The following is a 15235-nucleotide window of genomic DNA, read 5'->3' as shown; positions in this document are numbered from 1 at the left end:
TCCCGATTCGTCGGACGAGGCCTGCGCAAGGCAGCCGCGCAGGCCCCAGGCACTCAGCGAATACCGGCCCCCGCCAGGGACTCGGGCGACCATTGGGTCTTGGACAGGGGGTCGATGTAGCGGATACCGCCGTAGGCACCGACCACGCCATTGAGGTTGTAGGTGCCACCGATCAGGTCGTAGATCATGAACGGCGTGGCATCGGGGGTGGTCTTGTCATAGCTCTGGGTGAGGAAGGCGAACGAGCCACGGTACAGCTGGCCACGGGCGTCGTACTGGTCCGAGGCCAGGGCGACCCAGCTGTCTTCATCGAGGTAGAAGCGGCGCTTGTGGTAGATGTGGCGCGCGCCGTCCTTGAGCTTGCCCTCCACCACCCAGACCCGGTGCTTCTCCCAGCGCACGAACTGCGGCGCCAGGTGGTTGGGCGTGGTCAGCTGGCTGACATCGGTGTTGTAGGTCAGCTTGTAGGTGTTGTACGGCACGTACATTTCCTGCTTGCCCACCAGGGTCCAGTCGTAGCGGTCCAGGGCGCCGTTGAAGACGAACACGTCATCGTAGGTGCCCGAGCCCGAAGTGCCCGGGTTAGGCGTGTCGTAGGCCAGGTTCGGCGCCAGCTTCACCCGGCGCTGGCCCGGCAGGTACTGCCAGGCGCTGCGTGGCTGGGCCAGGGGGTTGGCGGCGTCGCGCAGCATCATCGCTTCGCCGGCGCGGCGGGCTGGGGCGGTGTACACCAGTTTCATCTGGTAGTAGGTGTCCTTGGCGCCGATGGTCTTGCCCATGTCTTCATAGACCGGGTAACTGATGTTGGCCTGGCCTGTGGTGGACAAGGTGGCCTTGCCGGCCGCATCGACGTTCCAGGAGTCGTACTTGGCGGTCATGCTCACGCCCTGGTAGCGCAGCAGGAAGTTCCACATGGCCTCGGCGCCGGTCTGCGGAATCGGGAACGGGATGCCCGGCAGCACATTGTCCACCGCGGTACCGCCCTCCTGGCTGCGGGCGCCGGTGGCGTTCTTGAGGGTGTTGTCCAGCACCGGCTGCGGCAGCGCGACGGTACGGTGGGTCGGGTAGACATCCACCTGGAAGGTGGGGAAGCGCTTGAGCAGCTCCAGGGTGGTGGCGGTGAGCTGCGCCTTGTACTGCTCGGCGTTGGCAGCGTTGATCACCAGCAGCGGCTTCTCGCTGGCGAAGGGGTCCGGGCGCATGCTAGCGCCCTGCTGGTAGCTGGCCGGCGGGGTGACCAGGCCGCCCTGATAGGCCGGGATGCTGCCGTCGGCGCTGGCAGCCTTTTCGGCCCCCACCGACGTCAGGCTGGTGCCCAGGCGCGCGGCCTGGTCACTGGAGACTGCCGCCTGGGCGACATTGAGGGCGAGCAGTGACAGGCACGAGGCCAGCAGGGTGTTGTGCAACGTTTTCATGATTGGGGGTTCCTGTACTCAGAAGGTGGTCTTGAGGGTCAGGTAGAGCGCACCACGGTCCTCGGTGGTGGCGCCGCCACCGGAGAAGGAGGCGTAGCCGCCGCCATAGCAGGTGTAATCCTGCTCACCATCCAGGGCATTGGGGGTCGAGCCGTCGGTCTGGCCGTCCTTGCAGGACTCGGCCTTGCCGAAGCTGTCGACGTACTTGAGATCGACGAAATACTGGTTGTAGAGCGCAGCGCTCACACCGACGGCGTAGTTGCCGGTGTCTTCGGCGCCACCGCCCTGGACCGGCGACACACCGTCCAGGCCGACGTTGATCGACAACGGCAGGCTCATGTCCACGCCGGGGAACACCTGGTACCAGGTGGGGGTGAAGTTGACCGCGATGCCCCAGTTGTCACGGGTGGGCTTGTCGATGCCGCGGTAGCTGCCCTTGCCCTTGTACAAGGCCTCGTTGTGGCTATCGAGCTTGAGCAGGTTGCTGTAGAACAACTCGCCCAACAGGGTCGCCGAGTCGAACAGCGGCGTGTCGCCGATGCTCATCAGGCCGTTTAGGGTCCAGTGCAGGGTGTCGCCGGTGGCGCTCATGCTGTCGCCATCGTGTGGGGTCTCGTAGACCACGCCACTGCTGGGCAGGCGCGGCGGCAACAGGCCGAAGCCGTTGCCCAGGCCGCCCTGACCAGGCGCGCTGACGATCGCCGGGATGCTCGAGAGCGGCATGTTGTGGCGGATGTTCAGGTCGCTGCCGACGCTGATGCCATCGACGTCCTTGGACAGGCTCAAGCCATAGATGTCGATGTCGTCGGCATAGGCGAACTGGTACGTGGCGCTCTGCAACGAGTTGTACAGGTTGCCCACGGCGCCCTGCAGCCCGGCCGGCGGGTTGCCGAACGGGCCGCGGGCGACGGTCAGGCCGCGGGCATCGAGCCAGGCCTGGGGCAGGATCTCCGAGCTCTTGCGATAGTAGAAGCCCAAGGTGCCATCCAGCCATTCGGGCGACCATTTGGCCATGACGCCCCAGTCGCCGCGCTTGCGCGGGGTGAGATCGTGGCCACGGCGAATGTTGGTCAAGGCGCCCTGCACCGGAATCAGCCCTGGGGTGCCGGTGTGGCCGAGCAGGAAGCTCTGGGCGCCCTCGCCCACCAGGTCAGAGCCGCCGTAATAGGTGCCCGCCTCCGGCAGCCGCGCGGCGTCCCAATCCAGGAAGTATTGGGCACCCAGGGTCAACTCGGGATTGACCAAAAACGAGGCCGACAGCTGGTTGCGCGGCACGAACAGCTCCTTGGCCTCGGTGCCGGGCGAGGCCGCGAGCTTGGCCAGGTCCAGGCCGGACTGCCCATAGCTCAGCGAATGCACCGGGTTGAGCAGGGTCTCGCCCCAGAACAGGTTGTGCTGGCCGAGTTTGCCGCTGAGTTCGGATGCCTCGCCCACCTCGGTGCGCATGAACACGAACGCATCGAGCACTTCACCGGACGGCCCGCTGTAGTAGCGCTGGGCGTAGTTGCTCAGGTGCGGGCTGCCCAGCGGCACACCGGTGCCGGGCAGGCCATTGAGGCTGGGGTTGATGCCCGATTGCTCGCCGTTGCCGTTGACGAAGGGGTTGGAATTGGAACCGGTGTTGTCGTAGGCCTTGTCGTACCAGCTGGCAGCGCTGACACGAAAGCCCATGCGCTGCTGGTAGATCACATCCAGTTCGGTCAGCAGGTCGACCCGGTTGGTGACGGTGGTACCGGCCTTGCGAAAGTTGTAGTCGCCGTCGTTGTTGTTCGGCGTGGCCAGCATGCGCTTGTCGGCGCTCTCGGTGCGGACGCCGTAGTTGTACTTGACGGTGTTGTCCAGGCGAACGGACCAGTCCTCATGGCCGGTATCGACTTCGAAAGCCTGGGCACCAGGCAAGGTGAGCAGGCCAACGGTGCAGGCCAACAGGCAGTGGGTGCGTGACTTGGGCATTGCGTGACTCCGGTTATTGTTATTGTTCTGTTCACCGCCCGTCATGCGCGGGCGTTGGTCAAGCGGTGTTGCGGTATTACGGTGTCAGCGGTCGAGTTGCTGGATGAGGGCCTCGGCCTGGGGCCAGGGGCCAAAACCGGCAGCCGGGTTGAGATGACCGACCGCGCCCAGCGCCAGCAACTCGCTGCCCCAGGCCTGGGCCATGGCGGCGGCGGCGTCCAGGCTGGCCAGGTGATCGTTGCTGCTGGCCGCGACGATGCTGGGGAACGGCAACGGCGCGAGCGGCAAGGGTGTCCAGCCGTTTTCCTGCAGGCGTTCGGGGCTTGGATAGGCGGCGGGCCACTGGGCCTGCAAGTCCGGCGGTGCGGCCAGCAGCGCGCCCTTGATCGGTCGCTGATGGCGCGTCGCCCAGTGGGCCACCATCAGCACCCCGGCGCTGTGGGCCACCAGCACCACGTCGCCGTCGATCTGCTCGATCTCACGCTGGATCGCCTCGACCCGGGCAGTGCAGTCCAGGCCATTGACCTTAAGCGGCGGCACCGTACGCACCTTGGCCAGGCGTGCGTGGAGCAAGGTCTGCCAATGCTCGGCAACGTGCTCGCGCAGGCCGGGAACGATCAAGACGGTCGCGTTGGTATGCAGTTTTTCCACGTCGGCACCTCAGCCAGGGGTGGTGCGCCACCTGGTCGCAGGGGCGCGTTGGACCTCACAGTAATGAGCGGTCCAAACAGGCGCTTTACATTGGGCGTCAGTGACTTTTCATTTGATGACAGCGACTTTGCCGGGGGTCGGCATCGCCTGGGTTATGGGGAAATGGCCGAAATTTCCAGACCAACAGCAGCTTCTCATTTGGTGACACCCGAGCTATAAGAAGAGACCCGTGGGCCGTCGCGGGTCACCTAATGAGAACGCGTGGAAAACAATAAAATGACCGCCCTCGTACGTGCTGCAAGCCTGACCAACTACCTCGAAGTGTCCCGTCATCTGGGGCTGAACCCCCATGCCTTGCTGGCCCAAGTCGGGCTCAGCGCCAGCCTTCTGGACGACCCCAACCAGCGCATCCCTGCCGCCACGGTGATCGCCTTGCTGGAGGCTTCGGCACAGGCCAGCCATTGCGAGACCTTCGGCCTGCGCATGGCAGAACTGCGCCAGTTGTCGGACTTCGGCGAGATCAGCCTGCTGCTCAGCCACCAGCGCACCCTGCGCGATGCCTTGCAGGTGATCGTGCAGTATCGGCACTTGCTCAACGACGCCTTGGCCATCCATGTCGAGGAAGCCGGCAAGACAGTGATCATTCGCGAAGAGGTGGTCACCGACCGCGCCCACGGCAGTCGCCAGGCCACGGAACTGGCCATCGGCGTGATGCTGCGCCTGTGCGCGGCCCTGCTGGGCGCGCACTGGCGGCCGATCAGCGCCAACTTCACCCATACCGCGCCCGCCGATCCGACGATCCACCGGCGTATCTTCGGCTGCAAGCTGGTGTTCGGCAGTGAGTTCAACGGCATCGTGTGCCCGGCGACCGACCTGGACACCACCACCCCGTTGGCCAACGAAGCCATGGCACGCCTGGCCCAGCGCTACCTGGACACCCTGCAGGCCAGCGGCACACCGTCGCTGGAGCTGGAAATGCGCAAGACCATCTATCTGCTGCTGCCCATGGGCCGCGCCACCATCGAACAGGTGGCGCAGACCCAAGGCATGAACGTGCGCACGCTGCAGCGGCGCCTGGAGGACTGTGGCGTGACCTTCAGCGACCTGGTCAACGGCGTGCGTCGCGACCTGGTGCTGCGCTACCTGGAGAACCCCAATTACTCGTTGGGACGCATCGCCGACATGCTCGGCTATTCGATGCCCAGCTCCTTCACCCGCTGGTTCATCGCCCAGTTCGGCATGCCACCGGCCAGCTGGCGGGCCCAGCATCCCCAATCGGCGGCGCATTGAGGTTTTTGGGGCCGCTGCGCGGCCCATCGCGAGACAAGCCCGCTCCTACAAGAGATGGCGCTGGACCTGTAGGAGCGGGCTTGTCCCGCGATGGGCTGCGCGGCTGCCCCAGGGATCAACAGACCACCTCGGCCTCGAGCAGGATGAACACGGACTCCCCTTCCCGCTCCACCGGATAACGGGCCACCTTCAGTGCCGTGGAATTGAGCAGGTACCCGCTGGCCAGGTCGAAGCGAAGCCCATGGGCGCAACACTGGATGGTCCGCCCTTCCAGCCGCCCGCCGCACAGCGAGGCCCCCTGGTGCGGGCAACTGTCGTCGATGGCATAGAGCACACCTTCGACATCGAACAAGGCCAGGCTTTTTTCCTGGTACTCGAACAATGCCCTGCCGTTACGCGGCGGCAACTTGCCCGGCGGCACCGCGACACGCCGGCTCATGCCGGCTGCGCCTCGCACAAGGCCTCGAACAACACATCAGCAGGTTGCGCGCCCGACACCACGCGACGCCGGTCGACCACAAAACACGGCACCCCACCCGCCGCCCGACCCTGCTCGCCCACGAACGTCCGTGCATCCTCGCGCAGGCAGTCGGTAACCTGCGCGGGCATCAGGCCACAGCCCTGGGCGATAGCGAGCAAGGTGGCGCGATCGCCCAAGTCCTGCCCTTCATGGAAATACGCCGCGAACAATCGCATCAGCAAGGCATCGGCCTGTTGCCGGTTGCCCAGCGCCTGCACGCGCTGCAACAGGCGATGGGCATTGGCGGTATTGGGCATGCGCCGGATCCGGGCAAAGTCGATGTGCTCACCCACCGCGCTCGCCGCGTCGCGCACCTGGGCCTGGCGCTGGCGCACAGCTTCTTCGCTGCCCAGCCGCTCGCGGTAGAACGCCTCGAACGGCACCCCTTCAGCAGGGAGACCAGGCAACAACTGCACTCCCCGCCAGTGCACCCGGACCTGGCGCTGCGGCTGCTCGCGACGCAACCGCGCCAGGGCCTGGTCCAGATGGCGCTGGCCGATCAGGCACCAGGGGCAAATGAAGTCAAAGAACACCTCCAACGTCACCGTCTGCATCATGGCTGCGCTCCGGGGACCAGGGGTGGCTCGTTGTCCTGCAAACGGGCCATGTCCCGGTGGTAGTGACGCTTGGCGATGAAGAACACCAGCGCAGCGCCAAGGCTCATCAACGGCACCAACTGCATCGCCGCGTGCAGGCCAAGCACATCGGATACGCGGCCAGTGATCAGCGGCCCGGTGGCTAGCCCCAGCAGGTTGTTGGCCAGGGTCAGGGTGGCGAACGCCGTGCCGTGCACCGAATAGTGGGTCAGGTTGGCGACCATGGCGCTGGACGGCCCGCTGGTGCCCGCCGCGACCATCATCCCCAGGCAGATCAGCACCAGTTGCGCCGTGCCCGTGGGCAAGGCGAAGGCCACCGACAGCAGCAGGCAACTGCCCAGGCAATAGGCGATGGCCAGGCTGATCTTGCGGTCCTGGCGTACCCGCCCCAGGCGGTCGCAGAGCATGGCGCAGAGAATCATGCCCACACCGCTGCACAGCACGATGATCGCGGCGATCACCCCGGCCCGGTCGGTGCCCATGGCGTAGTAGCGGCTCAGGTAGCTGGGCATCCACACGATCACCGTGCCGCCGACGAACAGCTGCAGGCCGCTGCCGACGTAGGCGGCGATCACCGAGCGGCTGCTGTACAGGGTGCGCAGCGGCCGGGCTGCCTTGCACAGGGCCTTGTCCAGCCGCCGCGGCGCGACCTTGGCCTCCTTGACCACCAGGGGGTAGATCAGGGCCAGCAGCAACCCGAACAGCGCCATGCCGGCGAACGACCAACGCCAGCCGAAGTGCTCGGCCAGCACCCCGCCCAAGGCCATGCCCAGCACCGAGCCGAACATGCCGCCGGCCATGAAGGCGCCCGCCAGGGTGGCGCGCAAGTCGCGGGGGAACACCGCGACCACCACGGCGATGCCGACGCTGCCATAGGCCGCCTCGCCCACCCCCACCAGAAACCGCGCCACGAACATCTGCGGGTAGTTCTGCGCCAGGGCGCAGCCCAAGGTGGCCAGGCTCCAGAGCACGGCCATCAGCACCAGGCTGCGGACTCGGCCGAAGCGGTCGGCCAGCAGCGACAGCGGAAAGGTCAGAAGCCCCACCATCAGCGCGACGATGCCGCTGAGCAGCCCCAGCTGGCTGTCGCTCAGGGCCCACTCTTGCTTGAGCAAAGGAAAGACCGCATTGAGTACCTGTCGCGACATGTAGTCGGAGATCAACAGGCCAAAGGTCAGGGCAAAGACCATCCAGGCATATCGCCTGGATATGCCACGGGGAGTGTCAGCGTCATCGTCTGCGGCGCTGGCGAGATAGGCGGCCATGGTGCCTCCTTGGGGTATCTGGCGTGGATGTTGTTTTTGTTGTTATGAGATGAAGCCAAAAAACCTGGGCCGCCTTTTTAAGGCACAGGGCCCGCACGCTATCAGGCGCGTTGCGGCACGCCCTTGCGCCCGGGCTGGCGGTTGGGCGCCATGCCATTGGCCTTGAGGGTCTGCTCGATGCTGCTGTACTGCTCGCCAATGCGGTAGATGGCGCGGGCCTCTTTGCCGGTGGCAATTTCCCGGCCCAGCTCGTGGGCCACGCGCACGGTCTGCTGGATCTGCTGCACCGAGGTAAAGCGCTTGCCGTGCTGGTCGATGATGGTGTCTTCGTTGCCGCAGCGCGGGTGCAGGCCCATGGCCAATGCCATGGTGTTGAACGGCAGCACGTTCTTGAGCAGCGATTCGGCGGTCAGGGTGCAGCCATCCGGCGCGCGGTGGATGAAGTTGAAGAAGTTGAACGGATTGGGGCCGTCGAAACCGCCGCCGATGCCGATCCAGGTCAGGTTCAGCGGGCCCATGTAGTCGCCCCGCCGCACGATGCGCTCGAGGGTTTCCAGGGCATGCATGCCGGTCAGCTGGAAGTGCGGCTGGATGTTGCTGGCCTGCAGGCGACGCAGGTGCTCGCGCACCCAGGCCGGCCCGGCTGGCACGGTCATTTCGCTGTAGGCCGCCTGGATGGCCGGATGGGCCAGGGAAGTGCCTTCGAGGTACTCGGGGTACAGCAGCTCCATGATGTTCATCTGGGTGGTGTTGATCGCCACCGTCACCTGGTCGGGCTTGGGCGTCAGCTCGGCCAGCATGTGCCGGGTGTCGTCGGACAGCCACTTGGCCGCCTCGCCCTCGCTCTCCGGGGCAAAGGAAATCGAGCCGCCCACCTGGATGATCATGTCCGGTACCGCTTCACGCACGCCGGCGATCAGCTCGTTGAACTTGGACAGGCGCTTGGAGCCCTTGCCGTCCAGCTCGCGCACGTGCAGGTGCAGCACGGTGGCGCCGGCCTCGTAGCAGTCGACTGCCTTTTGCACCTGCTCGTCCATGGTCAGTGGAATGTCCTCGGGGAAGTCCTCAGGCATCCACTCCGGGCCATAAGGGGCCACGGTGATCACCACCTTTTCCATGTTTTCCGGGTGCAACGAGTCGTCGAAGAATTGCATGAAGTTGTCCTCGCTATTGTTATTGTCCTGGTGCCACCAGCCGGCGACGGGTGACTCAGAAAGTGCGATCGCCCTTGATCCCGGCCCGCTCCATCTTGCGGTGGCAGGGCGGGTAGTCCATGACCGCGTAATGCTGGGTGCTGCGGTTGTCCCAGATGGCGATGCTGCCCGGCGACCAGCGCCAGCGGACCTGGTACTCGGGCAAGTAGGCCTGGCTGACCAGATAGCGCAGCAGGTCTCCGGCACCGGGGTTGGCATCCTGGCCGAAGCGCACCCGCTGCGGGGTGTGGTAGTTGGTGAAATGGGTGGTGAAGGCGTTGACGAACAGTACCTGCTCCCCGGTTTCCGGGTGGGTGCGCACCACCGGGTGCTCGGCGTCGGGGTACAGGGCCTTCAAGGCCAGGCGCTTTTCCAGCGCCATGGCGGCGCCGAAGCTCGCCTCGATGCTGTGGCGCGCGCGCAGGCCTTCGATCTTGGCTTTCACCTCGTCCGGCAGGTTCTGGTAGGCCAGCACCATGTTCGCCCACATGGTGTCGCCCCCTACCGGCGGGCACTCCACGCAGCGCAGCACACAGCCCATGGGCGGGGCCTCGCGCCAGGTGGCGTCGGTGTGCCAGGCGTTTTCGTAGCGATCGGCCGGCTGGTCGGGGCGTTTGTAGATTTGCACCAGGCCTGGGTGGTCCGGGTCGCTGCCGGCCACCGGGTGGTCCTCCAGCTCACCGAAGCGCCGGGCGAAGGCCACATGCTCGGCGCGGGTGATGGTCTGGTCGCGCAGGAACAGCACGCGGTGCTTGAGCAATTGCGCACGGATCTGCTCGAACAGAGCATCGTCGTGGATCGCGTCCGCCAGCTTGACCCCGATCAGCTCGGCACCGATGGCGCAGGTCAATTGTTCTACGTGCATGGTGTTGCCCTCTTCAGATGATGAAGATCGACGAGCCGGTGGTTTTGCGTGCTTCCAGGTCACGATGGGCCTGGACCGCGTCCTGCAAGGCGTAGTGCTGGTTGATCTCGATCTTGATGCGGCCGCTGCTGACATGGTCGAACAGCTCGCCGGCAAGATCGGCCTTCTCGGCCGGATCGGCGATGTAGTCGGCCAGCGCCGGGCGGGTCAGGTGCAGGGAACCCTTGATCGCCAGCAACTGCGGGTCGAACGGCTCGATGGTGCCGGAGGCGGTGCCGACGCAGACCATCAGCCCGCGACGCTTGAGCGAATCGAGCGAGGCCATGAAGGTGCTGCGGCCAACGCTGTCGAACACCACGTTCACGCCGACCCCGTCGGTGAGTTCGCGCACGCGCTTGGCCACATCCTCGACGCTGTAGTTGATGATGTGGGTGCAGCCGTGGGCGCGGGCAAGCTCGGCCTTGGCCTCGGTGGACACCGTGCCGATCACGTTCACGCCCAACAGCTTGGCCCACTGCGAGACGATCAGGCCGACGCCACCGGCGGCGGCGTGCAGCAGCACCGTGTCACCGGGCTTGAAGTCGTACAGCCGGCGCATCAGGTAGGCCGAGGTCAGGCCACGCATGGTCATGGCCGCCGCGGTTTCGAAGGCGATGGTTTCCGGCAGTTTGATCAGTGCATTGGCCGGGATCAGGCGCTCGGTACAGTAGGCGCCCAGGGTGTTGAGAAAGCCGGTGTAGGTCACCCGGTCGCCCACCACCACGCCGGTCACGCCCTCGCCCACCGCCTGCACCACGCCGGCCGCCTCGACGCCGATGCCGTTGGGCATCGGGATCGGGTAGGTGCCATTGCGAAAATACGTATCGGCATAGTTCAGGCCCACCGCCACATGGCGCAAGCGCACCTGGCCCGGTCCGGGCTCGCCGACCTCGGCATCTTCATAGCGCAATACCTCGGGACCGCCAGGTTCATAGAAGCGTACGACTTTGGCCATGCTCTCACTCCAATCGATCGATCTGGACGCACTGCGTCAGTTCAGGTTGATTGGACTCTAAGCGCTGCGCCCGGCAGGTGCTTCGCATCCGACGACACGGGTTTTTCATTTGGTGACAGCTGCGGCGCTTCGTCACGGGCTGTCCAGGTAGCAGGCATATCGCCAGTGGCTGGCTATGCTTGGTAGGCGCGTGCGTAGCGCACGCCTAACCGGAATCGACGACATGGAAAGAAGCCCGATGAAATTCACCCGCTCCCTCGCCCTTGCCTCGCTGACCTGCGCCGCCAGTTTCACCGCCGTTGCGGCCCCGCTGCCGCTGGGCAGTGAAGCCCTGGAAAGCCACGTCTCCACCCATGTACTGGCGGTCGATGCACCGAATTACCAAGTCACCGTCGAAGGCCCCAACAAGAAACCCGTGACCTTCCAGCTCACCGAAAAAGCCAAGGCCCTGCCCAACCTCAAGGTGGGGGACAACGTGGACATCTACGTGACCCGGGCGGTCGCCTACGCACTCAATACCGAGGTCGGCGGCGCGCCGAAGATGAGCGAGGAATCCGGCACCATCCGCGCCACCAAGGACAACCCCAACCCCGGCGGCGAGGCGTTCCGCCAGGTCAAGGTCACTTCCAAGATCAGCAAGATCGACCTGAAGAACCATGAAGTGACCCTGCTGCCGCCAGAAGGCAAAGTGCAGGTGGTCAAGGTCGAGAACCCCGACCTTCAGGCCCGCATGAAGAACCTCAAGGTCGGCCAGACGGTCGATGCCATCTACACCGAAGTGCTGCGCGTCGAGACCTCACGCTGACGTCGGGGGCTGCTTGGCAGCCCCTTGCAGGTTTCCACCGATTCAAGCGCGACGCGGTACCTGTGGGAGATTCTATGGTGCTGGACAACCTCGAATCGCCTTCGGTTGGTATTCCTTGACACGGCTCAGCCGGGCAAATACCCGCCCAGGCTTCGTCGGCTTCCACCGGAATTGCACTGCTCTCAAGACTTGCGCAATCCCTGTGGGAGCGGGTTTACCCGCGAAGGAGGCACCACAGAACAAGGCCAAGCGTTGACCTGACAATCGGCGCAAACACGTGTAGGCGCTGGCGAAGCCTGCGATGGGCTGCAACGCAGCCCCATGCCGCCACATCCTAGGGCCGCTGCACGGCCCTTTCGCGGCACAAGGCCGCTCCTACAGATACTGCGCAATCCGTGTAGGACATGGGTTGAGCTGTACGGGTGTAGGAGCGGCCTTGTGCCGCGAAAGGGCTGCGCAGCAGCCCCGTGGGATTTCAGGTCGGCAGCACGCCTCGGGCGCGGGAGAGGGTCAGGGCGAGGTCTTCGATCATGTCTTCCTGGCCGCCTACGGTGCCTCGGCGGCCTAGCTCGACCAACAGCTCGCGGGCAGAGATGCCGTACTTGAGCTCGGCGCGTTTGGCGAACAACGGGAACGGCTTGCGCAGCGGGGGGGAGTTGGGCTTGGGCTTGGGCTTGGGCTTGGGCTTTCAGTTTGGGTGAATATCCGGTTTTAGCGGTGGCGCCACTGGCGCTTTTCGCCTTTACGGCGACCTACTTTTGCTCTTGGGCAAAAGTAGGCAAAAACCGCTGGCTCCCACATCCGGCCCCGGCGCTGCGCGCCGGGATTCCCTCGTTGCGGTGTCTTGCGGGGCTTCGCGGCCTCCGGCTGGCTGCGCCAGCCTCCATCTCGCGACTTCGGCTCTCGCCGAAGGGCGCTACGCGCCTGCCCCTCCAGACACCTCCACTCGGCCTCCTGAGGTCGCGATTGGTGGTGCCTGGTCCATCGCGCATCAACGGCAACGGCAACGGCAACGGCAACGGCAAATAAGCTAATTATTTGTTGACAGTTCCGACCTATTCGCGGGTAAACCCGCAGGTCAGCGCCGGGGCTCAACCGTGCAAATACCAGCCCTGGCGCAGTTCCCACAGACACAGCGGTGTTGTTGAGAACACCGGAGAACCTGTGGGGCGGGTTTACCCGCGAACACCGGCGCAGCCGGTGCCCTAGCTTTGCGGGGGAGCTCCCACACAGGCCGTGCAACATCTGTCAGCGGTGCACGCCCAGGCCTTCATTCAGTGCTCGGCAACTGCGCCCGCAAGAACGCCATCAGCGCCCCCGCCGCCGGTGACAGGCTGCGCCCTTTGCGGGTGAGCATGCCGATCTGGCGCTCTACCTTGGGCGCGGCCAACGGCAGGAAGGCGAGTTTCTCGTTCTCCAGCGGAAACGCCAGGTACGGCAAGGTGCTGACCCCCACCCCTTCTTCCAGCATCGCGATCAACGAAATCATGTTGGAGACGAACAACCGGCTGTGCTCCAGCAAACACGCCGCATCCGTGCCTTCGAGCAGCCGCGAGGTGCCGTTGCCGATCATCGGCAGGCCCTGCAATTGCGACCAATGAAGGGCCTCACCCACCTGCACCAGCGGATGATCGGCCCGGCACACCACGCCCACCTGGTCATGGGCGATGGGCGCGAACTCGATCTGCTCATCCTCCATCCACAGGCTGCTGATGCCGAAATCCACCTGCCCTCTGGCCAGCAGTTGCTGGACACTTTCGGCGGTGCCGTCCTGGATGCTGACCTGCACGTTCGGGTGCTCGGCCACGAAACGCGCCAACGGCCCTGGCAGCAAACGGCTGGCCACCGAGGGCACGGTGGCGATGCTGACCTGGCCGATCTCGTGCCGGGCCAGCAAGGTGGCCTCGCGGGCGATGCGGTCGTGGTGTTCGATCAAGCCGCGAAACAGCGGCAGGCAATGCTCGCCGAACGGCGTGAGCTCCACGCGGCCACCGCCCTTCTCGACCAGGGCCTGGCCCAGTTTCTGCTCCAGCTCCCGCACCGCCAGGGAAATGGCCGGTTGGGTGCGAAACGCCTGGCGTGCGGCGGCGTGGAAGCTCTTGAGTTCGGCGACCAGCACGAAATAGCGCAGTTGGGCAATCTTCAGTTCGGGCAGCATGGTTAGCGATCCTTATCAAAGCATTTTTTTTATTAATTTTTATTTGCTGCATATTGCTCGCAAGATGAGAGCCAGGCAAACGGAGGCTTTCATCCATGACGTACAAGAACTACATCGATGGCCAGTGGTGCGAAGGCCAGGCCACCCTGGCGAATCACAGCCCCTCGGATACTCGCGACCTGATCGGCGAGTACCACCAGGCCAGCGCCGAACAGGCCCGCCAGGCCATCCAGGCCGCCCGCGCCGCGCAACCCCTGTGGGCCGCCTCGGGCCTTGAGGCCCGCCAGCAGGTGCTGATGGCCATCGGCGACGAGCTGATCGCCCGCAAGGAAGAACTCGGCGAGCTGCTCTCGCGTGAAGAAGGCAAGCCGCTGGCCGAAGGCATCGGCGAGGTCTACCGCAGCGGCCAGTTCTTCCACTACTACGCCGCCGAAGTGCTGCGCCAGATGGGCGAGACCGCCGCCTCCGTGCGTCCAGGGATCGATATCGAAGTGCACCGCGAGCCAGTGGGCGTGGTAGGCATCATCACCCCGTGGAACTTCCCCATGGCTACGGCGGCCTGGAAGATCGCCCCGGCCCTGGCCTTCGGCAATGCCGTGGTGTTCAAGCCGGCCAATCTGGTGCCGGCCAGCGCCTGGGCCTTGACCGAGATCATCAGCCGCCAAGGCCTGCCCGCCGGCACCTTCAACCTGGTCATGGGCAGCGGCGCCAGCGTCGGCGAAACCCTGGTCAACGCGGCCGACATCGACGCCCTGACCTTCACCGGATCCCTGGAAACCGGCCGCCGCGTCGCCGTCGCCACCGCCGGCAACTTGGTGCGCTGCCAGCTGGAGATGGGCAGCAAGAACGCTCTGGTGGTGATGGACGACGCCGACCTGGACCTGGCGGTGGAATGCGCGCTCAACGGGGCGTTCTTCGGCACCGGGCAGAAGTGCACGGCGTCTTCGCGCTTGATCGTCTGCGAGGCAATCCACGACCGCTTTGTCGAGGCCCTGCGCCTGCGCATGCGCCAGCTCAAGGTCGGCCATGCCCTGCAAGCCGGGGTGCAGATCGGCCCGGTCGCCGATGCGCGCCAGCTGGAGCAGAACCTGGAGTACCTGCACCTGGCCCAGGCCGAAGGCGCCACCTTGATCGAAGGCGGCGAACGCCTGCAGCTGGACACCGACGGCTATTACATGCGCCCGGCGCTGTTCATCGACAGCCGCAACGACATGCGCATCAACCGCGAAGAGGTCTTTGGCCCCATCGCCTGCGTAATCCGCGTGCGCGACTTCGAAGAGGCCCTAGCCACGCTCAACGACACCCAATACGGCCTCACCGCCGGCATCATCACCCAGTCCCTGCGCCACGCCAGTGAGTTCAAGCGCCGCGCCCAGACCGGCTGCGTGATGGTCAACCTGCCCACCGCCGGCACCGACTACCACGTGCCGTTCGGCGGTCGCAAAGCGTCGAGCTTCGGCCCGCGCGAACAGGGCCAGTACGCCCGCGACTTCTACACCGTGGTCAAGACCACCTACCTGCGGCCCTGAA

The 15235-nt window shown here is 65.3% G+C and carries 13 protein-coding genes and 1 pseudogene; 3 read left to right on the top strand and 11 right to left on the bottom strand.

Annotated elements, in window-relative coordinates; translation table 11 throughout:
• Positions 1-53: 53 nt before the first annotated feature.
• From DQ397_RS03050 to DQ397_RS03040, 3 genes are all read right to left on the bottom strand, one after another.
• Entirely contained in the window at positions 54-1415 is a 1362-nt protein-coding gene (locus tag DQ397_RS03050) for a DUF1329 domain-containing protein (RefSeq protein WP_043215716.1), read from the bottom strand.
• A gap of 18 nt (positions 1416-1433) precedes the next feature.
• Positions 1434-3368: a DUF1302 domain-containing protein gene (locus tag DQ397_RS03045; RefSeq protein ID WP_043215717.1), complete on the bottom strand. Its 1935-nt coding sequence runs from the start codon at positions 3366-3368 to the stop codon at positions 1434-1436.
• Positions 3369-3452: 84 nt separating this feature from the next.
• Positions 3453-4019: an alpha/beta hydrolase gene (locus DQ397_RS03040; RefSeq protein WP_043215718.1), complete on the bottom strand. Its 567-nt coding sequence runs from the start codon at positions 4017-4019 to the stop codon at positions 3453-3455.
• A 276-nt stretch (positions 4020-4295) separates the two neighbouring features.
• Here DQ397_RS03040 and DQ397_RS03035 point away from each other — a divergent pair, with 276 nt between their 5' ends.
• Positions 4296-5309 carry an AraC family transcriptional regulator gene (locus DQ397_RS03035; protein ID WP_043215720.1) on the top strand — a complete coding sequence of 338 codons (1014 nt, stop codon included), beginning with the start codon at positions 4296-4298 and terminating at the stop codon, positions 5307-5309.
• A 115-nt stretch (positions 5310-5424) separates the two neighbouring features.
• Here the strand turns inward: DQ397_RS03035 and DQ397_RS03030 are convergent, their stop codons facing one another.
• The 6 genes from DQ397_RS03030 to DQ397_RS03005 form a co-directional block, all read right to left on the bottom strand.
• Complete coding sequence (locus tag DQ397_RS03030) at positions 5425-5748, bottom strand: Rieske 2Fe-2S domain-containing protein (protein ID WP_043215721.1); 324 nt, start codon at positions 5746-5748, stop codon at positions 5425-5427.
• Positions 5745-6386, bottom strand: a complete 642-nt coding sequence (locus DQ397_RS03025) for a DsbA family oxidoreductase (protein WP_148921465.1) — start codon at positions 6384-6386, stop codon at positions 5745-5747. The genes DQ397_RS03030 and DQ397_RS03025 overlap by 4 nt, the downstream gene beginning before the upstream one ends.
• The gene (locus DQ397_RS03020) at positions 6383-7690 is read right to left on the bottom strand and encodes an MFS transporter (protein WP_043215842.1); all 1308 of its coding nucleotides are present in this window, start codon (positions 7688-7690) and stop codon (positions 6383-6385) included. Before DQ397_RS03020 ends, DQ397_RS03025 begins: the two co-directional genes overlap by 4 nt.
• A gap of 101 nt (positions 7691-7791) precedes the next feature.
• Positions 7792-8844, bottom strand: coding sequence for a 3-keto-5-aminohexanoate cleavage protein (locus DQ397_RS03015; protein ID WP_043215843.1), 1053 nt, complete (start codon positions 8842-8844; stop codon positions 7792-7794).
• A gap of 55 nt (positions 8845-8899) precedes the next feature.
• Positions 8900-9748 (bottom strand): TauD/TfdA family dioxygenase, encoded by an 849-nt coding sequence (locus DQ397_RS03010; RefSeq protein WP_043215844.1) that lies wholly within the window; start codon positions 9746-9748, stop codon positions 8900-8902.
• A 13-nt stretch (positions 9749-9761) separates the two neighbouring features.
• Positions 9762-10742, bottom strand: a complete 981-nt coding sequence (locus DQ397_RS03005; protein ID WP_043215845.1) for a quinone oxidoreductase — start codon at positions 10740-10742, stop codon at positions 9762-9764.
• 238 nt (positions 10743-10980) lie between these two features.
• Between DQ397_RS03005 and DQ397_RS03000 the strand changes: the two genes are divergently transcribed.
• Complete coding sequence (locus tag DQ397_RS03000; RefSeq protein WP_238556651.1) at positions 10981-11547, top strand: hypothetical protein; 567 nt, start codon at positions 10981-10983, stop codon at positions 11545-11547.
• A 475-nt stretch (positions 11548-12022) separates the two neighbouring features.
• Here DQ397_RS03000 and DQ397_RS02995 read toward each other — a convergent pair.
• A pseudogene (locus DQ397_RS02995) lies at positions 12023-12181 on the bottom strand (4-hydroxy-2-oxovalerate aldolase); the annotation flags it as partial.
• A gap of 636 nt (positions 12182-12817) precedes the next feature.
• Positions 12818-13705 carry a LysR family transcriptional regulator gene (locus DQ397_RS02990; RefSeq protein ID WP_043209252.1) on the bottom strand — a complete coding sequence of 296 codons (888 nt, stop codon included), beginning with the start codon at positions 13703-13705 and terminating at the stop codon, positions 12818-12820.
• Between the two features lie 95 nt (positions 13706-13800).
• Between DQ397_RS02990 and DQ397_RS02985 the strand changes: the two genes are divergently transcribed.
• The gene (locus DQ397_RS02985) at positions 13801-15234 is read left to right on the top strand and encodes an aldehyde dehydrogenase family protein (protein ID WP_043209250.1); all 1434 of its coding nucleotides are present in this window, start codon (positions 13801-13803) and stop codon (positions 15232-15234) included.
• Position 15235: the final 1 nt, after the last annotated feature.

Origin of the sequence: Pseudomonas sp. CK-NBRI-02 (assembly GCF_008124495.1) — a bacterium.
GTDB lineage: Bacteria > Pseudomonadota > Gammaproteobacteria > Pseudomonadales > Pseudomonadaceae > Aquipseudomonas > Aquipseudomonas guariconensis.
Note: the sequence above shows the minus strand (reverse complement) of the source record. Positions and strands in the feature narration are given on the sequence as shown.